The sequence below is a fragment of the Burkholderia sp. MS389 genome (assembly GCF_016899425.1).
Lineage (GTDB): Bacteria > Pseudomonadota > Gammaproteobacteria > Burkholderiales > Burkholderiaceae > Burkholderia > Burkholderia sola.
In genome coordinates this window covers 855,697-882,007 of sequence record NZ_CP045996.1, presented here as the reverse complement: position 1 = coordinate 882,007, position 26,311 = coordinate 855,697, and the positions used below count along the sequence as shown (strand labels likewise).

The 26,311-nt window shown below is 71.4% G+C and carries 16 protein-coding genes; 2 read left to right on the top strand and 14 right to left on the bottom strand.

All coding sequences use genetic code 11. The features are described 5' to 3' along the window. Nucleotides 1–256: 256 nt before the first annotated feature. From treY to GJG85_RS33515, 12 genes are all read right to left on the bottom strand, one after another. On the bottom strand, nt 257–3,022 hold the full coding sequence (gene treY, locus GJG85_RS33570; RefSeq protein ID WP_204384564.1) for a malto-oligosyltrehalose synthase: 2,766 nt from the start codon (nt 3,020–3,022) through the stop codon (nt 257–259). Then, entirely contained in the window at nt 3,019–5,241 is a 2,223-nt protein-coding gene (malQ, locus tag GJG85_RS33565; protein ID WP_204384563.1) for a 4-alpha-glucanotransferase, read from the bottom strand. Before malQ ends, treY begins: the two co-directional genes overlap by 4 nt. After that, the gene (treZ, locus tag GJG85_RS33560; protein WP_204384562.1) at nt 5,238–7,109 is read right to left on the bottom strand and encodes a malto-oligosyltrehalose trehalohydrolase; all 1,872 of its coding nucleotides are present in this window, start codon (nt 7,107–7,109) and stop codon (nt 5,238–5,240) included. Before treZ ends, malQ begins: the two co-directional genes overlap by 4 nt. A 9-nt stretch (nt 7,110–7,118) precedes the next feature. Beyond that, on the bottom strand, nt 7,119–9,233 hold the full coding sequence (gene glgX / locus GJG85_RS33555; RefSeq protein WP_204384561.1) for a glycogen debranching protein GlgX: 2,115 nt from the start codon (nt 9,231–9,233) through the stop codon (nt 7,119–7,121). A gap of 33 nt (nt 9,234–9,266) precedes the next feature. Next, a complete protein-coding gene (gene glgB, locus GJG85_RS33550; RefSeq protein ID WP_204384560.1) occupies nt 9,267–11,474 on the bottom strand; it encodes a 1,4-alpha-glucan branching protein GlgB in 2,208 nt (735 codons plus the stop codon). After that, nucleotides 11,471–14,881, bottom strand: a complete 3,411-nt coding sequence (gene treS / locus GJG85_RS33545) for a maltose alpha-D-glucosyltransferase (RefSeq protein WP_204384824.1) — start codon at nt 14,879–14,881, stop codon at nt 11,471–11,473. The genes glgB and treS overlap by 4 nt, the downstream gene beginning before the upstream one ends. Then, nucleotides 14,881–18,273 (bottom strand): maltotransferase domain-containing protein, encoded by a 3,393-nt coding sequence (locus tag GJG85_RS33540; protein WP_204384559.1) that lies wholly within the window; start codon nt 18,271–18,273, stop codon nt 14,881–14,883. Before GJG85_RS33540 ends, treS begins: the two co-directional genes overlap by 1 nt. Nucleotides 18,274–18,422: 149 nt before the next feature. Beyond that, on the bottom strand, nt 18,423–18,911 hold the full coding sequence (locus tag GJG85_RS33535; RefSeq protein ID WP_050013964.1) for a phage protein NinX family protein: 489 nt from the start codon (nt 18,909–18,911) through the stop codon (nt 18,423–18,425). 29 nt (nt 18,912–18,940) lie between these two features. Beyond that, nucleotides 18,941–19,732, bottom strand: a complete 792-nt coding sequence (locus tag GJG85_RS33530; protein WP_089490352.1) for an endonuclease/exonuclease/phosphatase family protein — start codon at nt 19,730–19,732, stop codon at nt 18,941–18,943. Then, nucleotides 19,723–21,921: a VTT domain-containing protein gene (locus GJG85_RS33525; RefSeq protein WP_089490353.1), complete on the bottom strand. Its 2,199-nt coding sequence runs from the start codon at nt 21,919–21,921 to the stop codon at nt 19,723–19,725. The genes GJG85_RS33530 and GJG85_RS33525 overlap by 10 nt, the downstream gene beginning before the upstream one ends. Further along, the gene (locus tag GJG85_RS33520) at nt 21,918–22,256 is read right to left on the bottom strand and encodes a hypothetical protein (protein WP_089490354.1); all 339 of its coding nucleotides are present in this window, start codon (nt 22,254–22,256) and stop codon (nt 21,918–21,920) included. The genes GJG85_RS33525 and GJG85_RS33520 overlap by 4 nt, the downstream gene beginning before the upstream one ends. Next, entirely contained in the window at nt 22,253–22,948 is a 696-nt protein-coding gene (locus tag GJG85_RS33515; protein WP_050013960.1) for an MgtC/SapB family protein, read from the bottom strand. The genes GJG85_RS33520 and GJG85_RS33515 overlap by 4 nt, the downstream gene beginning before the upstream one ends. A gap of 177 nt (nt 22,949–23,125) precedes the next feature. Here GJG85_RS33515 and GJG85_RS33510 point away from each other — a divergent pair, with 177 nt between their 5' ends. Both GJG85_RS33510 and GJG85_RS33505 read left to right on the top strand, forming a co-directional pair. Continuing rightward, nucleotides 23,126–23,368, top strand: coding sequence for a DUF6566 family protein (locus GJG85_RS33510; protein ID WP_089490355.1), 243 nt, complete (start codon nt 23,126–23,128; stop codon nt 23,366–23,368). 91 nt (nt 23,369–23,459) lie between these two features. Then, complete coding sequence (locus GJG85_RS33505; RefSeq protein WP_050013958.1) at nt 23,460–24,167, top strand: succinate dehydrogenase/fumarate reductase iron-sulfur subunit; 708 nt, start codon at nt 23,460–23,462, stop codon at nt 24,165–24,167. 35 nt (nt 24,168–24,202) lie between these two features. On the opposite strand, the gene GJG85_RS33500 is transcribed toward GJG85_RS33505, so the two are convergent. Both GJG85_RS33500 and GJG85_RS33495 read right to left on the bottom strand, forming a co-directional pair. After that, nucleotides 24,203–25,255: a Rieske 2Fe-2S domain-containing protein gene (locus tag GJG85_RS33500; RefSeq protein ID WP_204384557.1), complete on the bottom strand. Its 1,053-nt coding sequence runs from the start codon at nt 25,253–25,255 to the stop codon at nt 24,203–24,205. Continuing rightward, nucleotides 25,252–26,307, bottom strand: coding sequence for a Rieske 2Fe-2S domain-containing protein (locus tag GJG85_RS33495; protein WP_204384556.1), 1,056 nt, complete (start codon nt 26,305–26,307; stop codon nt 25,252–25,254). Before GJG85_RS33495 ends, GJG85_RS33500 begins: the two co-directional genes overlap by 4 nt. Between the last annotated feature and the right edge of the window lie 4 nt (nt 26,308–26,311).

The following is a 26,311-nucleotide window of genomic DNA, read 5'->3' as shown; positions in this document are numbered from 1 at the left end:
GCAAGCGGAAATGGGCCCGTGACGCCGAGCCGTGGAGCGGAGGCGGGGAAACCGCTGTGGGAAGACGATAGCGGCGAGATGCCGCCGGAAGAGTGGTCGTGAGGTTGCCGACGCCCGTCGTTGACTGCACAAAGACGCTTACGATCGGGCGTTTCGGGTGAATTCGATGACGCGTGTGCAAAATCGATTATTCACGGCACGTTTTGCACAAAATCGATTTCGGTGACTCGCGGCTGGCACGAACCGGGCGTCGGCTTCAACCACCATTCCGCCCCGCGACCAGCACCGCCACAGGCAACTCGGCCAGACAGCGATGGAGCGCCAGCACCCCTTCCGGCGCATCGAGCGCGTCCCCCGCATTCAACCCGTCGACCCACGGCCCTTCGACGGCGCGCGGCAGCACGACCGCCGTATCGCCCCATTGCGCAGGCTCCACCCGCGGCAACGCAGGCGCTTCGCCGAGCAACCGGCACGCGAGCCGAGTCGCGATCACCACCACGGTCGCCGCGTCATCGCAGCGTGCGAACGCCACCGCGTGCCGCGCGAGCGTGCCACGCACCCGCAACGGAACGTATGCGCCGTCCGCAAATGTCGTCGGCCATCGCGCACGCAGCGCCAGCATCCGCTCGATCAGCGCACGCTTCACGCGCGCATCGGGCCATGTCGATAGATACGACGCAACCGGCCCGTCGACCGCTTCGGTCGCCAGCGTCGCGAACGGCACGTCGCGCCGGTTATCCGGATCGACGAGCGAGTGATCCCATGACTCGCTACCTTGATAGAGATCGGGTACGCCGGGCGACGCGATTCGCAGCGCCGTTTGCGTCAGGCTGTTGACGACGCCGGCCGGCGCGATCCGTGCGACGAACGCATGCAGCCGATGCGCAAAATCGCCCGCGCCGCGCGGCGTCAGGATCGCGCGGACGAACGCTTCGCAGCTTTGCTCGTAGTCCGGCTCGGGCGCGAGCCAGTCGGTGTACTGCTTCGCTTCGCGCAGCGCCTTCGTCTGCCATTGCACGACGCGCGTCGCGAGCGCGTCGAGGCCGGCCGCGTCGTCGGGGGCGAGCGCAGGCGGCCAGCAGCCGACGAGCGTCTGGACCAGCATCGCCTCGGCGGCCGGCCCGGGCGTCCACGCGAGGTCGCGGTGCGCGCCGCCGCGATGCGGCTGATTCAGCGCCGACCAGTCGAGCGACACCGCGCGCCACGCATCGGGCACCTCGCTCAGCACCGCGAGCCGCGCCCGCGCGTCCTCGCCGCGCTTGTGATCGTGCGTGGCCGTCGCGACGAGCCCGTGCGGCGCGGTGCGCGCGCGGCGCCGGTTGCGTGCATGGAACGCGCCGCGCGACAGGCTGAAGTCGCCGGCATCGGCGCCGACCTCGTTGCGCGACAGCAGCCGGCCGTAGCGATAGTTGGCCGTGTCCTCGACGCCCTTCGCGGCCAGCGGCGCGGTGAGCTGCGCGAACGCGACACGCGCGGCGACCAGCGCATCGGCGTCCACGCGCGGCACGCGCACGACCGGCAAGCCGAGCCACGCGGCGACACGCTCGAGCGCGAAGCGGTCGGTCGGATCGACCGTCGCGCAAGCACCGTCGTACGCGTGCGCGAGCACGCGGCGGTCGACGTCGGCCGGTTCGGCGCCCCGCGCCGGATACATCCGGTACACGGGCAGCCGTATCGCGAGTTCGCCGAGCACGCGCCGGATCGCGATCAGGCTGATGTCGCGCGTCGCGGGCGACGCCCGCGCAATCCCGTGCAGCCGCCGCGCGACGCGCGCATGCTCGCCGGCGAGCTGGCGCATCAGCACGCGCCGCTTGCCGTCGAGCGCTTCCTGCGCGAACGTGCGCGCGGAACCCGATACGGCCGCCCAGTGCGCGGCGAGCGGTTCGGCGCCGGCCGGGTCGTGCAGCAGCGCGCCAACGTCGTTCATGAAGTCGTAGCCGGTGGTGCCGTCGACGGCCCAGTCGGTGCGCAGTGCTTCGCCGGGCGCGAGGATCTTCTCGACGACGATATAGGGCCGCGCGTCGCGCTGCGCGGCGAGCCGTGCGTGCAGCCGACGGCAATACGCGCGCGGATCGGCGAGGCCGTCGACGTGATCGACGCGCACGCCGTCGACGAGCCCGGCCGCATGCAGGCGCAGCGGCAGCGCATGCACGGCGTCGAATACCGCCTCGTCTTCGACGCGCACGGCCGCGAGCGTCGCGATGTCGAAGAAGCGCCGCCAGTTCAGCTCGTCGGCGGCCGTGCGCCACCACGCGAGCCGGTAGTGCTGGCGTTCGAGCAAGTGATGCAGGCACGCGCGCGAGCGTGCGCGGCGCGGATCGGCGCCGCGCAATACCGCATCGAGCGCATGCGGGCCGTGCGCGGCCGCATGGTCGCGCAGCGCCGCATGGGCGGCGGCCAGCCGCGCGCTGTCGCGGATCGGCGCGACGTCGAAGCGCTCGGCGAGCGCGTTCAGGTCCGCGCGATTCGCGATGCGCAGGATCTCCGCGTAGGTGGCGGCGGCGACCGGCAGCCGCCGCCCCGGGCATGCGATATAGAAGCGGCCCGCGGCCGGATCGGCGCGCAGCGTGATGTCGCCGGCCGCGAGCGCGTCGCCGTACGGCGCGCCGAGGCACGGCAACAGCACCTTGCCATCGAGCGCCGGGTCGGGCGGATGCCAGTCGATGTCGAAATAGCGCGCGTACGGGCTCGCCGACCCCCATTCGAGCACGTCGTTCCACCAGCCGTTCGACGACCCGCCGACGCCCATGTGGTTCGGCACGATATCGATGATGATGCCGAGGCCGCGTGCGCGCAGCGCGTCGACGAGCCGCATGAAACCGGCTTCGCCGCCGCGTTCCGCGCTGAGCGCGCCGTGGTCGACGGTGTCGTAGCCGTGCAGCGAGCCGGGCTCGGCCGTCGACACCGGCGACAGGTACAGGTGGCTGACGCCGAGCCGCGCGAAGTAGTCGGCGTGCGCGGCCGCGTCGTCGAACGTGAAGCCCGCATGCAGCTGCAGTCGCAGCGTCGCGCGTGGGGTCATGGGCCGTGCCTCCGCGCGCGGCGCGCCTGCACGACCGCGGCGATGCGCGTGCGTACGTCGGCGTCGAACAGCGTGTCGATCGGGCGCGGCAGCCGCTGCCGCCAGTTCGGATGGCCACACGGCGGCCCCGGCAGGTTCGGCTGCGCGTCGAGCGCGAGCAGATCCTCGAGCGGCAGCAGCGCGAGCGGCGACGGGCTGCTCGCGACGTAGGCCAGGATCGCGTTCACCGGCGGCATGTCGGCCGGCGGCACCGCGGCGCCGGCCGGCGCGCAGCCGGCGTGCTGCAGCGCGTGCCACAGCGCCGCGCGCTCGGTCGCGCGTTCCGCATGCGCGGCGAGCAGGTCGGGCGGCGGCGGGGGCGTCGCGCGATTCGAATCGGGGCGCTGCACGGTATCGTGTCCGAACGCCATGCTTTGCACGATCTCGTCCGAATCGTGCGCGCTCGCATCGTCCGGCGCCGGAGCGGCGACGTCTCGCGATTGCGCTTCGTCGCGTCGCTTAGCGGCCTCGGCGTCGGCCGCGACGCGCCGCCACCCGAGATCGACGCCGCGCCACCAGCCGGCCACGGTCGGCAAATCGTGCGTCGACGTCATCGCGATCGCGTCGCGATCCCACGCGGACGGCGGCCGGAACGCGCCGTGCGCGTCGCGCTCGAACCACAGCACGCGCATGCCCGCGACACCCTGCGCGCCGAGCCGTTCGCGCAACCCGGCCGGCACGGTGCCCAGATCCTCGCCGATCGCGATCGCGCGATGACGCGCCGCTTCCAGCGCGACAAGCCGCACCAGATCGTCGAGCGGATAGCGCAGGTACGCGCCGCTGCGCGGCGGGCCGCCGTCCGGCACGATCCACATCCGCGCGAAGCCGAGCACGTGATCGATGCGGATGCCCCCCGCGTGCGCGAACGCCGCGCGCAGCAGTTCGATGAACGGCATGAAGCCGTCCGCGCGCAGCGCGTCGGGCGTCCACGTCGTCACGCCCCACGCCTGGCCGGCCGCATTGAACAGGTCGGGCGGCGCGCCGAGCGACACGCCGCGCAGCAGCGTCGTGCCGTGCGCCCACGCGTCGCTGCCGGCCCGATCGGAGCCGACCGCGAGATCGGCGATCAGACCGGTCGCCATCCCCGCGCCGCGCGCCGCGTGCTGCGCGTCGCCGAGCGCGCGCGACGCGCACCATTGCAGGAACGTGTGGAACGCGATCGTGTCGGCATGCGCGTGCGCGAACGCGTCGACTTCCGCCGATCCCGGCATGCGCCATTGCGCGGGCCACTGCCGCCAGTCCGCGCCGATCCCGTGCTCGATGCAGAATGCCTGCAGCGCATCGAAGCGCGCATGCGCGTCGAGCGCCGCGCCGCCCGCCGCACGAAAACGCTGGAACGTATCGCGCGACGGGTCGTCGCTCGCGCGCCATGCGTCGAAGCACGCACGCAGACGGCGCAGCTTCGCCGGCAGCACGCGCGGCCAGTCGATCAGCGCGGCATCGGCCGGGCCGTCGGGTGCCCGACGCGCGACATCGGCGCCCGGCACCGCATCGCAGTCGAGATACGCGACGTTGTGCCAGCGTCGCGACGACGGCGAATACGGGCTGTCGTGCGCGGGGAGCGCCGGATAGCCGGCGTGTGTCGGGCTGATCGCCACCGCCTGCGCGCCGTGGCGCGCGGCCTGTGCGGCAAGTCGCGCGAGCGCCGTGTAGTCGCCCGCGCCGTCGTCGCCGGTGCGGCGCAGGCTGTAGAGCTGCGCGGCAATGCCCCAGCGGCGGCCCGCGTCGTGGGCGCGGGCGAACGCGTCGAACGGCCGCGCCCGCGGCGGCGCGATCGCGAGCCCGATACGCTGCTCGCCGATGTCGAGCGCGTGATAGCCGGGCATCGCGAGCGGCGGCAGCGTGCCGGGTTCGCCCGTGCCGCCCACGCGGCCATCCACGTGCCCGCCGGTTTCGAGCGAGATCCGGAAGCGCGCGCCCGGCGCCGCGACGGTCGCGGGCAGCGTCACCGGCAGGCCGGCGTCACCGGTCACGACGCGCGGCGGCGCCGCGTTCGCATCGGCGAGCGCCGCCGCGCTGTCGACCCGCTGGATCGCGGTGCCGCACGGCCAGCCGAGCGCATCGACGAGCGCGACGAGCGCATCGTCGTCCACGCGTCGCGCGACGCCGCCCGAGTCGGTCCAGTCGGGTTCCAGGCCGGCCGCCCGGGCGAGCGCCGCGATCGGGACGTCGGTCGTCATGAAGGGCTCCGTCCGTTCGCGCGGTGCTGCCGCGCATCGTGGTTGACCGCGCCGTCGCGCCACGCGATGCACGCGCGCGGCGGCACGTGCCCGCCGGGCAGCCGGTCGCGCGCACGCGGCGGCGTCTCGAACACGATCTTGCCGACCGGCAGCGCGGGCAGCGTCGCGTCGTGCGAGCCGAGATTCAGCGCGATCGTCAGCGTGCTGCCGTCGCCGAGGCGCCAGCGCGCGACCAGCGCGGGCGGGTCGCCGTCGCCCGCGAGCAGGTCGACGCCGAGCGCGCGCGCATCGGCCAGGTGCGGCGTCACGAGCGCCGCGCGCACGGCCAGCGCGCTGCGGTAGAAGCGCCGCCACGCGGCCGCGTCGGGCCACGACTCGTCGGGCGGATGGTGCGACGACGAGCGCACGAACGTCGCGATGTCGTTCGGGTCGGGAATCGCGTCGCGATGCGCGGCGTCGGCGAATGCGGGAAACGCGGCGAATTCGCGACGCCGGCCTTCGCGCACCGCGTCGGCGAGCGCGCCGCGATAGTCGGTGAAGAACTGGAACGGCTGCGTGCTGCCGTCTTCCTCGCCCATGAACAGCAGCGGAATCGACGGCGCGAGCAGCATCAGCGCGGTGGCCGCGCGCACCGCGTCGTCGTTCGCGAGCGCGCGCAGCCGTTCGCCGAACGCGCGGTTGCCGATCTGGTCGTGGTTCTGCAGGAACGCGACGAACGCGGTCGGCGGCAGGTGCGCGCTCGGCTCGCCGCGCGCGGCGCCGTCGTGCAGCGGCGACGGTTCGCCCTGATACGCGAAGCCTTCGCCGAGCGTGCGCGCGAAATGACGCAGCGGCGCATCCGCGTATGCGCGGTAGTAACCGTCGCGCTCGCCGGTCAGCAGCACGTGCGCGCTGTTGTGGAAGTCGTCGTTCCATTGCGCGTCGAAGCCGCCGGGGCCGAGCAGGCTCGCGGTATTGCGCTCGTTCTCCAGCACGAGATGCACGTGGCGCGCGTCGCCCGTGTGCGCGCGCACGCGGCGCGCGAGTTCGCGCAGCCACGCGTCGTCGTCGATCGCATGCGCGGCGTCGATGCGCAGCCCGTCGAAACGGTATTCGTCGAGCCAGTACAGCGCGTTGTCGATGAAGAACGCGCTCGTCTGCGGGCGGGAGAAGTCGATCGCCGGCCCCCACGCGGTCTGCCGGTCCGCGCGGAAGAAGTCGGGCGCGTAGCGCGGCAGCAGGTTGCCTTCGGGGCCGAAGTGGTTGTACACGACGTCGAGGAACACTTGCAGCCCGAGCCCGTGCGCGGTGTCGACCAGCGATTTCAGTTCCTCGGGCCGCCCGTACGACGCGTCGGGCGCGAACGGCAGCACGCCGTCGTAGCCCCAGTTGCGCGCGCCGGGGAACGCATTGACGGGCATCAGCTCGACCGCGGTCACGCCGAGTTCGGCGATCGCCGGCAGCCGCCGTTCGACGGCCGCGTAGCCGCCGCATGCGCCGACGTGCAGCTCGTACAGCACCGTCTCGCGCCACGGACGGCCGCGCCACGCGTCGTGACGCCAGCGGTACGCGGCCGGATCGACGACCTGGCTCGGGCCCAGCACGTCATACGGCTGGAAGCGCGACGCGGGATCGGCCACCGCGAGCGCGTCGTCGAGCAGGTAGCGGTACAGCGTGCCGGGGCCGCACGGCGCGATCGTCTCGAACCAGCCGTCGCCGGCCGGCGCCATCGGCAGCGCGCGGCCGCCCGCGTCCTGCAGTTCGACGGCGGCCGTGCGGCTCGCGGGCGCCCACAGCCGGAAGCGCGTGCGGTCCGCATCGAGGCAGGTCGCGCCGAACGACGACGCGTATGCGTGCGTGCCGGGCGAATGGGCGGAACGGGACGTCATGGCGGCTCCTCACGAAGACAGGTCGGGTGGCACGGCCGCGACCGCGATCACGGCCGCGTGCGCGGCGACGTCGAGCCCGGCGTCCGGCCACGAGCGCGGGCCCGAGTCGGGCGTCGCGGTGTCGAGCAGGATCCGGTAATCGAGCACGGGCGCGGGCGGCAGGAACGTGATGGTCTCGGCCGATGCGTTCAGCATCACGAGCAACGCCTCGGTGCGTCCGGTGCGGCCGGTGCCGACGCGCCGCATCGTCAGCGCGCGGCGTTCGCCGTCTTCCCACGCGGGGACGGTCAGCGCGTCGCCGCGTTCGTCGAACCAGCCGATCTCGCGCATGCCGGGCGCGCCGTCGCGGTCGCCGTTCGGATAGCGCGGCGACGACATCACCGGATACATGCGCCGCAGCGCGGCGAGCCGCGACACGAAGCGCGTCGTCTGCACGCCGTCGTCGCCGCGCGCCAGCTCCCAGTCGAGCCACGACAGTTCGTTATCCTGGCAATACGCGTTGTTGTTGCCGTGCTGCGTGCGGCCGAATTCGTCGCCGGCCACGAGCATCGGCGTGCCGAGCGCGGTAAACAGCGTCGCGAGCATCGAGCGCGCGACGCGCGAGCGCACGTCGCGGATCTTCGCGTCGTCGGTCGGCCCTTCGACGCCCCAGTTCGCGCTGCAGTTGTCGTCGCGGCCGTCGCGGTTGTCCTCGCCGTTCGCGTCGTTGTGCTTGCCCGCATACGACACGAGGTCGGCCAGCGTGAAGCCGTCGTGCGCGGTGACGAAATTGACCGACGCCCACGTGCGGCGCCGCCCGTGATTGAACAGGTCGGCCGAGCCCGACAGGCGCGCGGCCAGTTCCGGGCGCTGCCCCGCGTCGCCGCGCCAGAAGCGCCGCACGGTGTCGCGAAACCGGTCGTTCCATTCGGCGAAGCCGGGCGGGTGGCGGCCGAGCTGATAGCCGCCGGGGCCGAGATCCCACGGCTCGGTGATCAGCTTGCGCTGCGCGAGCACCGGGTCCTGCCGCAACGCGTCGAAGAACCCCGCGCCGGGCTCGAAGCCGTGATCCTCGCGGCCGAGCGTCACGCCGAGATCGAAGCGGAAACCGTCGACGTTGAACGCGGTCGCCCAGTAGCGCAGCGAATCCATCACCATCTGCACGACGCGCGGATGCGACATGTTCAGCGTGTTGCCGCAGCCGGTTTCGTCGACGTGGTAACGCGGATCGTCGGGCAGCAGCCGGTAATAGCTGGCGTTGTCGAGGCCGCGCCACGACAGCGTGGGCCCGAGCTGGTTGCCTTCGCACGTGTGGTTGTAGACGACGTCGAGCACGACTTCGATGCCGGCCGCGTGCAACTGGCGCACCGCGATACGCATCTCGTCGAGCCTGCGGGTCGTCAGGTACGACGGCTCCGGCGCGAAGAACGCGGCCGTGTCGTAGCCCCAGTAGTTGCGCAGCCCGCGTTTCACGAGCTCGCGCTGCTGCAGGAACGCATGGATCGGCAGCAGCTCGACCGTCGTCACGCCGATCGACAGCAGGTGATCGACGAACGCCGGATGCGCGAGCGACGCGAACGTGCCGCGCTCCGGCGGGCGCAGCCCGGCGCGGCGCATCGACGCGCCGCGCACGTGGGTCTCGTAGATCACGGTGCTGCGCCACGGCACGTTCGGTCGGCGGTCGGTGCTCCAGTCGAACGCTTCGTCGACGACCACGGCTTTCGGCATCGCGGGCGCCGAATCGCGGCGGTCCATCGACAGGTCGGCCCGGTTCGAATGCACGCGATAGCCGAACAGCGCGTCCGACCAGCGGAACTGGCCGACCAGCTTGCGCGCGTACGGGTCGAGCAGCAGCTTGGTCGGATTGAAGCGGTGGCCGTGCTGCGGCTGGTACGGGCCGTCCGCGCGGAACCCGTACACGGTGCCCGGATGCGCGTTCGGCAGATAGCCGTGCCACACCTCGTCGGTGCATTCGGGCAGATCGAGGCGCGCGAGTTCCTTGCGGCCGGTCGGATCGAACACGCACAGCTGAATCCGGTGCGCGTGCGCGGAAAACACCGCGAAGTTGGTCCCGAGGCCGTCCCAGGTCGCACCGAGCGGGTAGCTGCGGCCGGGTTCGAGACGGTCGGGCAGGGCGGTCGGCATGGGGGTGGATCTCCGTATCGGGGAGGTGAGTGATCAGGCGGGAGTCAGCCACAGCGTCGCGAGCGGCGGCAGGCGCAACGTCGCCGACCACGCTTCGCCGTGCGCGGGCACGGCTTCGGCCCATACGGCGCCGTCGTTGCCGGCGTTGGTGCCGCCGTACGTCGCGGCATCGGTGTTCATCAGTTCGCGCCAATGACCGGGCGCGGGCAGCCCGAGCCGGTAACCGGCGCGCGGCACGGGCGTGAAGTTGCAGACGGCGACGACCAGATGCCCCGCATCGTCGCGGCGCGCGAACGCGAACACGCTGTTGTCGCGGTCGTCGCCGATCAGCCAGGAGAACCCGGCCGCGTGGCAGTCGAGCGCATGCAGCGCCGGTTCGGCCGCATACGCGCGGTTGAGATCGCGCACCAGCCGCTGCACGCCGCGATGCGCGGGCGCGTCGAGCAAGTCCCAATGCGGCGTCGCATCGTGCGCGAACTCCGCCCATTGCGCGAATTCGCTGCCCATGAACAGCAGCTTCTTGCCGGGATGCGCCCACATGAAGCCGAAATACGCGCGCAGCGTCGCGAGCCGCTGCCACGCGTCGCCGGGCATCTTCGCGACGAGCGAGCCCTTGCCGTGCACGACCTCGTCGTGCGACAGCGGCAGCACGAAGCGTTCGGAGAACGCGTATACGAGCCCGAACGTCATCCGGTCGTGGTGATAGCGGCGGTGGATCGGGTCTTCGTGCAGATACGCGAGCGTGTCGTGCATCCAGCCCATGTTCCACTTGAAGTCGAAGCCGAGCCCGCCGTCGGCGGTCGGCGCGGTGACGCCCGGCCACGCGGTCGATTCCTCCGCGACGGTGACGACGCCGGCCGGCGCGGCGTCACCGTGCAGCGTGTCGTTCAGCCGGCGCAGGAACGCGACCGATTCGAGGTTCTCGCGGCCGCCGTACACGTTCGGCACCCATTCGCCTGCCTTGCGCGAATAGTCGCGGTACAGCATCGACGCGACCGCGTCGACGCGGATGCCGTCGACGTGATAGCGGCGCGCCCACGCGAGCGCCGATGCGACCAGGAACGCGCTGACCTCGGTGCGCCCGACGTTGAACACGCAGGTGTTCCAGTCGGGATGCATCCCCTCGCGCGGATCGGCATGCTCGTACAGCGCGCTGCCGTCGAATTGCGCGAGCCCGTGCGCATCGTTCGGAAAATGCGCGGGCACCCAGTCGACCAGCACGCCGATGCCGGCCGCGTGCGCGCGATCGACGAAGCGCGCGAAGCCGTCGACCGGCCCGAAGCGCGCGGACGGCGCGAACTGCGCGAGCGGCTGGTAGCCCCACGAGCCGCCGAACGGGTATTCGGCGATCGGCATGAACTCGACGTGCGTGAAGCCCATGCCCTTCACGTACGGAATCAGCCGCTCGGCGAGTTCGTCCCACGTCGCGCTGCGTTCCATCTGTTCGGGGATGCGCAGCCACGATTCCGGATGCACCTCGTAGATCGACCACGGCACGCGGTAGCGATCATTACGCGGCCGCGCGTGCATCCAGCCGTCGTCGTGCCACGCGAATGCGTGGAGCGCCGCGACGTCCGCGACCACCGACGCCGTGCGCGGCGGCGCCTCGGTCGCCCGCGCGCACGGATCGGCCTTGTGCGGCAGCACGCGCCCGTCGGGTGCGCGCAGTTCGTACTTGTAGCGTTCGCCCGGGCCGATGCCCGGCACGAACAGCTCCCACACGCCCGACGGCCGCCGCAGTCGCATCGGATGGCGGCGCCCGTCCCATGCATTGAAATCGCCGACCACCGATACGCGCTGAGCGTTCGGCGCCCACACCGCGAAACGCACGCCGTCGGTATCGTCGATGCGCACCGGTGTCGCGCCGAGGCAGTCGAGCACGGCTTCCGGATCGCCGGCCGAGAAGCGCGCGAGCGCCGCTTCGTCGAGCAGCGTGCCGAACGCGTATGCGTCGTCGGTCACCTGATGCGCGTTCGGCCAGTCGATCGCGAGCAAATAGTGTGGCGAGCCGCCGTCGCGCGCGATCGTCCCCGCGAAGCAGCCGGCGCGATCGACGCACGCGAGCGCGCCGAGTTCGGCGCCGTTCGGCGACAGCGCACGCACGCGCTCGGCGCCGGGCAACAGTGCCCGCACGACGACCTGGTCAGCCTGTTCGTGCGGGCCGAGGCACGCGAACGGGTCGGGGTGGCGGCCGGCGAGCAGCGCGTCGATATCCGCGCGCGCGAACAGCGTGTCGGTCATGGGTGTCCTCCGTCGTCGGGCAGCACGCCGTCGCCGAGCAGCCGGTCGACCAGCGCCGCGAGCCCGCCGACCGGCACGCTCAGCCAGTCGGGCCGGTTCGAGGCTTCGTAGCACAGCTCGTACGACGCCTTGTCGATCAGGAACAGCGCCAGCAGGCGGTCCGCGTAGTGCGGATCGACGAAGCGCGCGGGCGCGTGGTCGGTGGCCGCGCGATAGCATTCGACGAAGCGGTCGGCCGCGGCCTGCCCGAAGCGGTCGAACAGCGCGCGCTTGCGGCCGGCCGCCTGCGGCGGCGCTTTTTCGATCGCGAACTGCGCGGTCGCGCTCACGTACGACAGCGAGCGCAGCAGGCCGGCCACGTCGCGCAGCGGATGCGATTTCGCGCGACGCCGTTCGAGCGCACGCGCCGGTTCGCCTTCGAAGTCGATCAGCAGTGCGTCGCCCTGCACGTCGAGCACCTGGCCCAGATGGAAATCGCCGTGAATCCGCGTGCATTGCGCGTCGAGCGTGCGCGGCACGAGTTCGCCGAGCGCCTCGACGGCCGCGTCGCGCGACGCGAGCAGCGCGTCGGCCGACGCACGGGTGGCCGGATCGAGCGCATCGAGCCGCGTGCGCAGCACGTCGAGCGCGCGCTCGAACGAGGCGATCGCGTCCACGCACCAGCCGTCGACGTGATCGGGCGTCGCGCGCTCCGGCGCGAACGCCGGATCGTCGGACGGCTGCGCGAGCGCGACGTGCAACTGGCCGAGCCGCGTGCCGATGATGCCCGCGAACGCCGCGTAGCCGAGCAGCGCGTCGGGCTCCTCGTCCGTTTCGGCGGCCTCGCCTTCGTCCGCGGCCGGCAGCGCGAGCTCGTCGATCGCGCGCCGCAGGAAATCGAACGAACGCGTCCACGCGTCGCCCTGGTTGTCGACATAGCGCTGCAGGATCGCGACCGTATGCGGCGTGCCGTCCGGATCGACGTGCACGACTTCGCCGGCCAGCGTCGCGGTGTTCGCATAGCCGATGCGCGTCAGGTGCCGGCTCATTTCGGCTTCCGGATGAATGCCGTGCGCGACCTTGCGCACCAGCTTCAGCACGATCGCGTCGCCGATCACGAGCGAGCTGTTGCTCTGCTCGGCCGCGAGCCAGCGCACTTCCGCGTCGTCGCCCGGGTCGAGCCCGGCGAGCGCGTCTTCCGGCAGAAAGGTGAGCCGGCCGCCGTCGGACATCGGCACCGTCGCGCCGTCGCGCAGCTTGCGCAGCATGCCGCGCGCGAACGCCGGCAGCGCGAACGCGTCGGTCAGATAGCCGACCGTATGGCCGCGCCGCACGCGCGCGAGCGCCAGTTGCGCGAACAGCGGATGGGACGTCTCGCCACCCCACGCGGCCGCGAGCGGCACCACGTAGCGTTCGACGCGGCCGTCGCTTGCGGACACCCACGCCTCCGCGTACTGGAACGGCTCGTCCGGAATCGGGGTGACGACGTTCAGCCACGCGTCGCCGATCTTGCGATCCTTCGATGCGAACCAGCGCCGCCGCGCGAGCCACGACGCGAGCGCGTCGTGCGCGAGCGCATGCAGTTGCGAGACGTCCGGCCGCGTATCGCCGCGCCGCATCACGAGCGTCACGTATTCTGGCAGCGGCTCCGCATGCGGCTGCCGCCACGACGGCTCGCGGCCATGCTCGGCGAGCACGAACCACAGGAACCCGTACGGCGGGAAGGTGAGGAGATACGGGAGCTGGCCGATCGGCGGGAACGGCGAATCGGACGTCATCTCGATCGGCACGCGGCCCGCGAATTCGGACAGGTCGAGTTCGACGGCCTGCGACGCGCGCGACAGGTTCGCGACGCACAGCACCGGTTCGTGGCCGTCCAGCTCGCGCAGGTACGCGAGCACCTTGCGGTTGTCCGGGCGCAGGAAGCGGATCGTGCCGCGCCCGAACGCCTGCGACGCGCGGCGCGTCGCGAGGATGCGCCGCGTCCAGTTCAGCAGCGAATGCGGGTCGCGCGTCTGCGCCTCGACGTTGATCGCGTCATAGCCGTACAGCGAGCCCATCACCGGCGGCAGCACCAGCAGTTCGGGATCGGCGCGCGAGAAGCCGCCGTTGCGGTCCGATGACCACTGCATCGGCGTGCGCACGCCGTCGCGATCGCCGAGGTGGATGTTGTCGCCCATCCCGAGCTCGTCGCCGTAGTAGATCACCGGCGTGCCGGGCATCGACAGCAGCAGCGAATTGATCAGCTCGATGCGGCGCCGGTCGCGCTCCATCAGCGGCGCGAGCCGGCGCCGGATGCCGAGGTTCAGCCGCGCGCGGCGGTCGCTCGCATAGGTTTGCCACAGCAGGTCGCGTTCCGAATCGGTGACCATCTCGAGCGTCAGCTCGTCGTGGTTGCGCAGGAACACCGCCCACTGGTTGCTCGGCGCGAGCGCCGGCGTCTGCCGCATGATGTCGAGGATCGGGAAGCGATCCTCGCTCGCGATCGACATGTAGATGCGCGGCATCAGCGGGAAGTGGAACGCCATGTGGCATTCGTCCTCGTTGCCGAAGTATTCCTGCACGTCTTCCGGCCACTGGTTCGCTTCCGCGAGCAGCATCCGGTTCGGATACTCGGCGTCGATCGTCGCGCGGATCCGCTTCAGGATCGCGTGCGTCTCCGGCAGGTTCTCGTTGTTGGTGCCTTCGCGCTCGACCAGGTACGGCACCGCGTCGAGCCGCAGCCCGTCGATGCCGAGATCGAGCCAGAAGCGCATCACCTGGATCACCTCGCGCACGACGGCCGGGTTGTCGAAGTTCAGGTCCGGCTGGTGCGAATAGAAGCGGTGCCAGTAGTACTGGCCGGCTACCGGGTCGTGCGTCCAGTTCGACGTTTCGGTATCCAGAAAGATGATCCGCGTGCCTGCGTATTTCGTGTCGGTGTCGGACCACACGTAGTAGTCGCGATGCGCGGAGCCCGGCTTCGCGCGGCGCGCGCGCTGGAACCACGGGTGCTGGTCCGACGTGTGGTTGATCACGAGCTCGGCGATCACGCGAATGCCGCGCGCATGCGCTTCGCGGATGAAGCGCCGCACGTCGGCCAGCGTGCCGTAGTCGGGATGCACGTCGCGGTAGTCGGCGATGTCGTAGCCGTCGTCGCGGCGCGGCGACGGATAGAACGGCAGCAGCCAGATCGTGTCGACGCCGAGTTCGGCGATGTAGTCGAGCTTCGCGATCAGGCCGGGGAAATCGCCGATGCCGTCGTTGTTCGAGTCGAAGAACGACTTCACGTGCACCTGGTAGATGATCGCGTCCTTGTACCACAGCGGATCGTCCGCACAGAGCGCGGGTTCGCGGCGGCGCGCGCGGCGCCGGCGCGGCGTGCCGGCCGGCGCGAGCGACGGGAATTGCGCGCGGCGCACGTCGTCGAGGGAATCTTCGCGTTTCATCATGCATGCGCTCCCGAAGGGCGGCGGGCGGGATCCGGTTCGGGCGCGGCCGCCCGCGCGGCGCCCGGAGACGGCGCGAGCCGCCAGATTGCGTACGGCCGCACGTGCGGATCGAGCGACACGTACTGGCGATGGCCGCGCCAGGTTTGCGCGTGCGCGGCGTCCTGTTCGAGCGCATCGAGCGGTTCGCCGTCGGCCAGCCCGAGGCCGCGCCACAGCGCCGCATCGAGCGTGAAGTTCGCGGCCTGCGGATGCCACGGGTCGAGACTGATCGCGACGATTACCACGCTGTCGAACGCGGGCGTCGCCTTCATGAACACGAGCACCGAGTCGTTGTCGGCGTCGACGAACGTGAGACCGAGATGCGTCTGCAGTGCGGGGTGATCGCGGCGCGCGCGGTTCAGCCGCGCGATTTCCGTGCCGATATGCGCGGCCTTGCTCCAGTCGCGCGCGCGCAGCTCGTATTTCTCGGCATCCGCGTATTCCTCGCTGTCCGGCAGCGGCGCCGATTCGCCGAGCTCGAAGCCCGAGTACAGGCCCCACGAGCCGGCCAGCGTCGCCGCGAGCGCCGCGCGGATCACGAACTGCGAGCGCGGCGCGTTCTGCAGGTGGCGCGGGTTGATGTCGGGCGTGTTGACGAAGAAGTTCGGCCGGAAGAATTCGCGCGCGGGCCCGGCCGTCAGCTCGGTCAGGTAGTCGATGAAGTCGCGCTTCGACTCGCGCCACGTGAAGTACGTGTACGACTGCGAGAAGCCGACTTTCGCGAGGCGATACATCATCCCCGGCCGTGTGAACGCCTCGGACAGGAATACGACGTCCGGATGCCGGCCGCGCACGTCGTCGATCATCCACGCCCAGAACGGCAGCGGCTTCGTGTGCGGGTTGTCGACGCGGAAGATCCGCACGCCCGCGTCGACCCAGAACAGCACCGCGTCGCGCAGCGCGAGCCACAGGTCGGGCAGCGCGTCCGGCGCGTAGAAATCGGGGTTCACGATGTCCTGGTAGCGCTTCGGCGGATTTTCCGCGAAGCGCAGCGAGCCGTCGGGCCGCCACGCGAACCAGCCGGGATGCGCGGCGAGCCACGGGTGATCGGGCGAGCACTGGATCGCGAAATCGAGCGCGATCTCGAGCCCGTGCCCGCGCGCGGCGTCGACCAGCACACGGAACGAGTCGAGCGTGCCGAGCTGCGGATGCACGGCCGTGTGGCCACCGTCGGGCGAGCCGATCGCGTACGGGCTGCCGACGTCGTCGGGGCCGGCGGTCAGGCTGTTGTTGCGACCCTTGCGCGCGGACGTGCCGATCGGGTGGATCGGCGGGAAATACAGCACGTCGAAACCCATGTCGCGGATGCGCGGCAAATGCGCGATCACGTCGTCGAACGTGCCGTGCCGGTGCGGATCGTCGCTGGCCGAGCGCGGAAACATCTCGTACCAGCTCGAGAAGCGTGCCTTGCGGCGTTCGACGTCGACCGGGTAGATCGTCGCGTCGTGCGTGACGAACGGGCGGTAGCGCAGCGCCGCGAATGCATCGGCGAGCGCGGACCCGCCAATCAGCGCGAGGCGGTCGTCGGGCGACGCGTCCTTGAGTTCCGCGACGAACTGTTTCATCCGCGTGACCGCGCGCGGGTCGGCCGGCTCGGCGAGCTTCAGCGCGGTCGCGAGCAGCAGTTGCGCTTCGCGCACCTCCAGCGTCACGTCCTGGCCGGCCGCGCGCTTCTTCGCGATGTCGGTGACGAGCGACGCCCAGTCGTCGCGCCATGCGACCACGCGGAATTCATGGCGACCGAGCCGGTCGAGCGTGACGCACGCGTGCCAGCGATCGTTCGGCTCGGCTTCGAACGGCACTTCGCGCCATTCGTCGTCGCCCGCGGCGTGCCACTGCAGCACGGCCGCCAGATGCGCGTGCCCGTCGGTGAAGATCGATGCGCTCACGACGAGCGGCTCGCCGATCACGCGCTTGATCGCGAAGCGGCCGTCGTCGACCGACGGCTCGACGCGCTCGATCGCGATCCGGTCGGCCGCGAGCGCCGCCGACAGCGCGGTGCGCTCGCGGGCGGCGTCGGCGCGCGTCGTGATGGGCGGCGCCCGCCATGCATGCAGCAACGCATACGCGCCGGGCGCGAGCGTGAACGACTCGAGCGCGGCCGGCGGCTGCGTGTGCGCGCCGGCCTGCGTGGCGACGCGCGTGAAGCCGCCCGGCACGCCGGGCAGGATCGTCGCGGGGTCGACCGTGGCGGGTGCGTCGAGATCGGGATTCAATGCGATCAGCAACGCCGCGTCATCGTGTTCGAGCGACGGCCCGGTGCCGCGCAGCAGCGCGGTCGCGCCCGCGCCCGGCGCGCTCAGTTGCACGATCTCGCCGCGCGCCGCGGCGACGGGCGTCGCGCGGCGCCATGCGTTCGCATCGGCGAGCGCGCCCGACAGGTCGAAACGGGCGTGCTCGAATGCGGCGCGGTAGCGCGCGGCATCCGCGTCGCGCGCCATCAGCGGCACCGTCACGCCGCGCTCGAAACCCATCGGCACGAGCCAGCCGGTGCCGACGGCCGCCGCTGTCCACAGCGCGCGGCGATACGCGCGGGCGACGGTGTCGTCCGGCGCGTCTGGCCAGTCGTCGGCGAGACGCGGGCCGTCGGGCGCATCGGGAAACGCGATCGGCGCGCCGATGCGTCGCAGCAGCCGGTGTTCGTCCGCGAACCACGGCGCGCGCAGGTCCCACCAGCGCACCGATGAAAACACCGCGTCGAACCCGGCCGCTTCGAGCTGCGCGAGCGCGTCGCGCGCATGGCCGGGCACGCCCGCGAGCACCGCGACGTCCGGGCGCGCCCGGCGCAGCGCCGCGCGCCAGCCGGGCCACCAGTCGGCCGGCAGATGATGCGGCGCGTCGATCAGGAAGCCGGCCGCGCCCGCGTCGGCGAACGTCGCGAGATGCACGCACCACCATGCCGACAGCGCGTCGCGCACCGTTTCGTCGCCGGCGTTCGCATGCGCGAGGTCGAGCGCATGCGCGGCGCCGCGCGGGTCGATCAACGCGTCGTCGTACGCGCGCTCGACGTACCAGTCCGGATGCTCGGCGCGCAGCGGGTTCTCGCGCGCGATGCGATCGGGGACGACTTCGAGCAGCACGCGCAGCCCATGACCCTTCGCCAGGTGCGCGAGGCGCGAGAAGGTTTCGAGCGCGCTCGCGCGGGTCGCGAACGACTGGGCCGGCCGCCGGAAGTCGGCGACGTGGCGCGGAAAGCCGGCGACGCTCGCGGCCCAGAACGCACCGACCAGCACGTGATCGAAGCCCATTCCCGCGATATGCGCGAAGGTCTGCGGCCAGGCGTCGAGCGGTCCGACGAGGCGGGCGTCGCAGAAGTAGAGGTGCGGAGCGAACGGCGGTGTGGAGTCCATGGCGTGGCGTGAGCGGGTGGCGCGAGCGGTAAAGCCGGTGCGTCGCAATCTGCGTGCCTGCTGCGCGATTCCCTGCGGGCACGGCGTGTGCGGAAAGCCGGCCTGAAAGGGCCTGTCGTTTTTACATGACCGCCGGACTCGCGCATGGTCTACATGCGTGGCACCGAGCGGATGTCCGAACTGTCCCCCGTCGCCGCATCGTCGTCCGAAGTCGGAATCGGCACGCCGGGGTCATACCGCACCACCTTGCCGTGTTCGATCCGGTGCGGGAACGACGGCGGCTCGTCTACCTCGTCGCCGAAGCGCGCGCGCACGAACGCGCGCAGCAGCGCCACGCGCGCATCGCGGCCGCGCGCGCCGCAGGTCGACGGGCCGTCGACGAAGGTCGCGTCGCATTCGACGTCGTCGCCGTGGCGGGCGATCCGCAGGTCCTCCACGCGATCGAGCACCGCGCCCGCGTCGGCCCACGATGCCGACGGCGCGAACGGCGCGTCGAGATGCCGGAACGCGTCGCACGCGGCCGTCACGACGACGGTCGGCGCGACGGCCGTGAAGCGCAGCGTGTCTTCGTCATCGGCGCACAACGCGCGTGCGCACCAGTAATCGAGATCCTTTCCGTCGAGTGCGTCGATTCGCATGAGCTGCCTCCGTCGGATCGAAAAACGGCTCATCGCGCAAGCGCCGTGCCCGTCGCCGGCGTCGCGCGCATCCGGGCCACCAGCGGATAGTGGTCGGACGCGTGCCGCGCCCGCGCGCTGCGATGCACGACCACGTCGACCAGCAACTCGCCCGGATGAATCCAGATCCGGTCCAGCGAGAACACCGGCCACACGGTCGGGAACGTGCGCGGCGCCGGCGCGCGCCGGAACCGCGTGACGAGCGCCTGCAGCGCGCGGCCGCGCACGAACCATTCGTTGATGTCGCCGAGCAGGATCACCGGCATTGCGCCCGTGTCGAACGCCGCGAGCAGCCGCTGCACCTGCGCGCTGCGTTCGCTCGCCGACAGCCCGAGATGCGTCGCGACCACGCGGATCGGGCCCGCGCTGCAATCGATGTCGGCGTCGAGCGCGCCGCGCGGCTCGCGCGGGTGGAACGACAGGTCGAGCGTGCGCGCCGCGCGGATCGGGCAGCGCGACAGCACCGCGTTGCCGTAGCGGCGCTCCGGCGTATCGATCGTCGGGCCGGCCACCGCGTGCATGCCGGTCGCGTCGCGCAGGTGCGCGAGCACGTCCGGCACACGCGTGCCGCCGAGCGGCACTTCCTGCAGCGCGATCACGTCCGCGTCGAGTTCGTCGATCACGGCCGCGATCCGGTCGACCGCGCGCGCCGGCCACGCGCCGTAGCCGCCGTGAATGTTGTAGGTCGCGATCCGCAGGTCGCGCCCGCCCGGCGCGGCGGCGGGCGCCGCGTCGGCGGTGACGACGTGCGGCGGCGGGGCCGGGTCTTGGCTCAGCGCCATCGTCGCAGCACCCTCACGAGCAGGATCGACACGCCGACCAGCGCGAGGCCGATCGCCGCGAGCCATGCGAACGCGCGGGGCTCCGGATGGCTGAGCGCGGCGGTCAGCTGATGCGCGAACGTGACGGTCAGCACGATGCCGGGCAGCATCCCGAGCGCGGTGCCGATCAGGTAGTCGCGCAGCCCGATGTGCGATGCGCCGGCGACGAGGTTCACGACGGTGAACGGCGCGATCGGCAGCAGCCGCAGCACGGCCATCGCGACCACGCCGCGCCGGCCGATGTGCTCGCTCAGCCGGTTCGCGCGCGCGCCGGCGAGCCGGCGCACCGCGTCGCGCCCGAGCCAGCGGCCGAGCGCGTAGGTCGCGGCGGCGGCCGCCATCGAGCCGACGCCCGCATACGCGAAGCCCGGCCACGCGCCGAACACGAGCCCCGTCGCGGCGATCAGCAGCGTGATCGGCACCGCGAAGGTCGCGGCAATCACGTAGGCCGCGAGTAGCAGCACCGGCGCGCCCGGCAGCCGCGCGATGCCGGCCACCGCGTGCGACAGCGACGCGACGTTCAGGTGCGCGCCCAGCGGCGTGAAACGCCACGCGAGCGCGAGCGCGGCGATCGCGAGCACCACCGCGCCCAGCACGAAAAAGCGCGCGGTGAGCGAGCGATGCTGCTCGTGCGGTACGAATTCGCGGACGAACCGGTCCGGCTCGATCGGCTGCTCGGGATCGAGCCGCGCGCTGACCGGCACGAGCGCCTCGAACTGCGGCGACACGGCCGGGTCGAGCGTGCGCAGCGTGCGGCCCGGGTTCGCGCGCAGCCGGTCGAGCACGATGTTCGGCCGTTCTCCGCCCGCGAACGCGTCGGCCACCGCCGCGGGCGTCGTACCGAGGTGCTCGGCCAGCAGCCGCTCGCGCATGCCGGCGATCGCCGCGCGAACGCGGGCATCGCCGGCCGCGACCAGCGCGATGCAGCATTCGGTGTCGAGCACCATCGAGCGGTTATTGAGGTTCGCGCTGCCGATCACGATGCATTCGTCGTCGACGATCGCGACCTTGCTGTGCACGTTCACGCACCCGTCGCCGAGCCCGTCGACGTGCGGATACAGCAGCCGGTAGCGGTCGAAGCGGTCGGCCGACGCGAGCGTCGCGTGCAGCCGCGCGCGCAGCACGCCCATCGTCGCTTCCTGCAGCCAGCCGCTCTGCACGCGCGGCGCGACGACCGTCACGTCCGGCCCGTGCGCGTCGGCGAGGCGCGCGGACAACGCTTCGCGCACCACCGCCGCGGTGAAGTACTGGTTCTCGACATACAGGTGCCGCTGCGCGGCGCGGATCGTGTCCTCGACGAGCGCGCGCACCTGGGTGACCGGCTCGCGGCCGCCGTGACGCGGCGCCGTATACGCGATGCCGAGCCGCACGTCGCGTACGTCGACGCGCGCGTCGGGCGGCCACGGATCGGGGTCGTCGGGCCGGTCGAGATGCCGCTGCGCGCGGATCGCGATCGGACGCCCGCACGCCTGCAGCCAGCGGGCACGTGCCTGTTCGCCGATCGCGGCGGCCGCGTCGCCGTCGAACATCGCGTGCACGTCGTGGAACGGCCCGTACGGCATGCCGTGCTCGTCGCGGCGGCGCGGGTCGTCGGCCGCATGCGCGGGCGTGTCCCAGCGGGCGCGCGTCAGGTCGAGGCCGCCGACGAACGCGAGCCGGTCGTCGATCACGACCAGCTTCTGGTGATGCGACGCGCCGCGCGGGTGCGCATCGTCGAGCCGGAACCGGATGCCGCGATGCGCGCGCCAGCCAGCCCGATACACGGGCGGCCAGTCGCGCTCCAGCGCGTAGATCATCGCAAAATCCCACGCGAGCACGTAGATGCGCAGATTGTGGCGGGCGGACGCGAGCGCGTGCAGGAAGGCCGCGAGCGTATCGGGCAACGTGTCGTCGGCGCCGCCCGGCGCGAGCCGCATCCGGCTGTCCACGTCCCAGCCGACGATGAACACCGTATGGCGCGCGCGCAGCAGCGCGGCGCGCAGCGTCGAGAAGTACGCGTCGCCGTCGACCAGCATCGCGAAGCGGTCCGCGTGGCGGATCGTGTCGCAGTTGCGCCCGCGTTCGAGCAGGCCGTGCCGCGAAGGGCCGTCCGCGGGCGCGGGGGCGACGCGCCGGTCGTCGGCGCGGGTCACGCGGTCCGCCACGATCATCGTGCGCCGACGTCCCGGTCGCCGTCGATCCGCTGCAACAGCGCGTCGCAGCGCGCGCGCAGCGCCTGCAATTCCGGCGAATGCGCGTCGAGCAGCACGCGTTCGCCGCTCTGCGGGTCGCCGTGCGTGATCGCGATGTCGTAGATCTCCTGCGCGATCGTCGCCGACGCGTGCGCGATCCTGATCCGGTCGAGCCACTCGCAGTCGGCGTGCCGGCACGCGAGCCACGCGCGCAACGCGCCGACCAGCTGGCTGGTCGTGAGCCACGCGCCGCCGCGCATGCGGGCAGCGAGCTGGCTCGTCACGAGATAGGAGAGCAGGTCGGTCTGGGTCACACGAAACTCCTTGACGAGGTGTCGGGTTGACAGGTCCGTACGCACGCGATGTTTTGCAGCGTTTCGCAGATCGCCGCGAATTCCGGCCCGCTCGTGCGCGAGAACGAGACGGAGATGTCGTCGGTGTCCGGATCGTCGTCCGACTGCTGGACGATGAACCGTTTCACGCGCACGCGGCCGGGGCCGAGCGCCTCGTGCAGCGTGCCGAGCGTCAGGCCGCCGCGTTCCGCCACGAGCAGCAGCGTGCGCTGCTGGCGCTGCGCGATGAAGCGGCGCTCGAGCGGCTTCACGCCCGCGAGGATCGCGAGCACGATCGCCGTCGCGCCGACCGACGCAACCACCATGCCGCCGCCTGCGGCGAGCCCGACGCCGGCCACCGCCCACAGGCTCGCGGCCGTCGTCAGCCCGCGCACCACTTCGCCGCGCAGCAGGATCGAGCCCGCGCCGAGAAAGCCGATGCCGGACACGACCTGCGCGGCGACCCGCGACGGATCGACCACGACGCCGTTCAGCCCGCGCACGTCCTCGAAGCCGAACGTCGACACCAGCATCACGAGCGCGGAGCCCACGCACACGAGCATGTGCGTGCGCAGCCCGGCGGCCCAGTTCAGGCGTTCGCGTTCGAGCCCGATCACGCTGCCGAGCAGCGCGGCCAGCAGCAGGCGTCCCAGCAATTCGAGGTGGCCGATCATGATGTGTATCCCATCCGGCCCTGCGCGAGGCGGGCGCGGTAACGGTTCGATGCGGAAAAGGGACGCAAGCAGCGTGCCGGCCGGGCACGGCGCGTGCGCACGAGGCCGGCGGCGCGCACGGCGATCATGCGGCGCGCATTTTTTTCATCGCCATCGCAGATAAGACAGGAGGCCACCGTGACACATCAACAGGACGCACAGGTTCGGGACCCGTATCGCGGCCACGAAATCCTGGTATGGGCAAGACCCAACGAGCGCGGCGCATGGCGCGACGAGGTACAGGTGTACGTCAACGGTGCGCGCATCGAGTTGATGGTACCGGAGGCCGTCGCCCCCGAATGGCTGACCGAGGTGGAGGCGCTGCGCGCGGGGCTCGAGCGCGGCCGCTATCTGGTCGACAAGCGCGTGGACGACGACTGACCGGCATGGCGCTTGCGGCGCCGCAGGCCGCGACAGCCGCCCCGCAGCATCTCGTCAACCCACCCATGCAGGCCCGCGCCGGGAGGAACCGATGAGCGATCCGCGTACCCTGCATATCTACCGCTACGACCCCGATCGCGACGCGCAGCCGTACCTGCAGCGCTACGAGATCGACGTGAATCCGGACGACCGCATGCTGCTCGACGTGCTCGGCCGCGTGAAACGCGACGACGAGACGCTCGCGTATCGCCGTTCCTGCCGCGAGGGGATCTGCGGGTCCGACGCGATGAACATCAACGGCAAGAACGGCCTCGCGTGCCTGACCAACATGCAGACGCTGCCACGCGAGATCGTGCTGCGGCCGTTGCCGGGGCTGCCGGTGGTGCGCGATTTGATCGTCGACATGACCGACTTCTTCAACCAGTACCACTCGATCCGGCCATACCTGATCAACGACACGACGCCGCCCGCGCGCGAGCGGCTGCAATCGCCGGAAGAGCGCGATCAGCTCGACGGGCTGTACGAATGCATTCTGTGCGCGTGCTGTTCGACGTCGTGCCCGAGCTACTGGTGGAACCCGGACAAGTTCGTCGGGCCGGCCGGGCTGCTGCAGGCGTACCGGTTCATCGCCGATTCGCGCGATCTGGCGACGGCGGAGCGGCTGGACGATCTGGAGGATCCGTACCGGCTGTTCCGCTGCCGGACGATCATGAACTGCACGGACGTGTGCCCGAAGGGGCTGAATCCGACGAAGGCGATTTCGGAGATCCGGACGATGCTGGTTAGGCGGACGGTTTAGCGCAAAGCGTCCCGAAGCGGAACCTCCGGCTCCCGCTATTTCTCGACGAACGCGTCCACATGCGTGGCACGCCGTTGCGCCGCTGCGCGACCCTCGGCCGGATAGAACTGCCGCGCCCATCGCTGAAACACCGGATACGGCCCGTCGCCTGCGACCGGTGTCCCGTAGCCCGTGTAGTCGCGATGGCTCCACACCATGATGTCTTCCTTGAACACCGGCACCAGCCACAGTCGATGCAGCAACCGGCCGAGCGCGGCGTAGACGATCCGCTGCACCGGGGCCGGCCACCGCGACAGCCACGAAAAGCGGAACGAGATGCCGTCCCGGAAGGTCCAGCGCAGCGGCGCGATCTGTACGCCGCACGCGAAGATCTTCGCTTCGAGGCCGATCGCCTTCATTTCATGGTCGGACGACACGCAGCCGAGCCCATGAACGCCGATCAGCGTGCTCCATCTGATGTTCTTCCATGCCATGTCCACCTGCATCGAAATGCGCGGGCCGTCGATCACGGGCGCATGCGGCTTCATGTCCTTCCAGCGATGTAGCGCGCCGAAATGCTCGAGATCGTAGCCGTTCTCCGGCAGGTTCTGCATCACGCCGCGCAGCGTGAAAGCCTGACCGACGGGCGCCGAGAAGCCGGTCATGTCGACTTCCGGCAGTTCCCACGTCGGCGCGAGGCCGTCGGCGTTCTGCCACACGAACACGAAGCCGTTCCATTCGCGCACGTGCCGGGTGCGAAGCGTCAGCGCTTGCCCGCCCTTCGTGCAGCCGGCGGTGGTGCGCCGGCCGTCGGGGCCATACGCGTAGTGATGGAACGGACAGACGATCTGCTCGCCGTCGACCACGCCGCCGTGGCCCAGATGCGCGCCCTGGTGCGGGCAATACGCGTCGACCGCACACGCGACGCCGGATGCCGTCCGGTACAGCACGACATCGCGTCCCATGAAAGGCGTCGTGAGCACGGTGCCGCGCTTCAACTCGCGGCTGAAACACAGCGCGAACCATCCGTCCGGATAGGGCAGCGGCGCGGTTTCGTCGACGGGGCCGGTTGCATGCATCGCGCGCTCCTGCATTGGCACGGCGTTCATCGCGCGAATTCCCGATCGGCGTGCGCGACAGCCGCCGGCACGGCGTCGCGTTGTCCGTCAGGCGCGTCGCCGCCGGAAGCCGGGTAGAACTGCGCGGCCCAGCGCCGGAACGTCATGATCGGCATCTCCCCGGCCATCAACGTCGGGCGCGCGTCGTAGTCGCGGTGATCCCAGATGCGCAGGTCGCGCTTGAATTGCGGCACGAACCACAACCGGTACGCGGCGCTCACGAGTATCTCGTGCACGGCCCGGCGCAGCGGCGACGGCCACGCCGACGCGCGTTCGACGCGCAGCGCCACGAATTCGCGGCAGGTCCAGCGATCGGCTTCGATCTGCGTCGGGAACAGCACGACCCGCGCATGCAGCCCGAGGTCCGGCAGTTCCATGCGCGCGGCCATGCAGCCCAGGCCGTGCATCGTGATATCCAGCAGCAGCCGTTGGCCGAGCAGCACGAGCGTCGAGCGCATCGTCATCCGGTGGCCATCGGCTTGCGGCGGCTCGAGCACCGGATTCGACCACCCGTGCACGGGGCTGAAATGGTTGACGTCGACGCCGTTCTCGGCCGGATTCTGCAGGCTTCCGTTCAGCGTGTGGCACTGGCCGCGCGGCCGCGAATAGCCGTCGAGGTCGAGTTCGGGCAGCGACCACGACGGCGGCGCGCCCGTACGGTCCTGCCATGCGAGCACGAGGCCGTTCCATTCGCACACGTGGCGCTGCCGCAGCGCGGTGGCGGGCGGCTTGCCGTCGCGCCCGGCGCGCACGCAGGTGCCGTCCGGCGCGAACGCGAGGTGATGGAACGGGCACACGATCTCCTCGCCGCGCACGACGCCGCCATGCCCGAGATGCGCGCCGAGATGCGGGCAATGCGGCGCGACCGCGCGAATCAGGCCGGATGCCGTTCGATACAGCACGACGTCCTCGCCCATGAAGCGCGTGACGACGAGTGCGCCGCGTTTGACGTCGCGGCTGTAGGCCAGCGCGAACCAGCCGTCCGGATAGCGATGTCGGGAAGCGGCCGCGGGTTCGGGCACAACAGGGATCGATGCGTGCATGCGC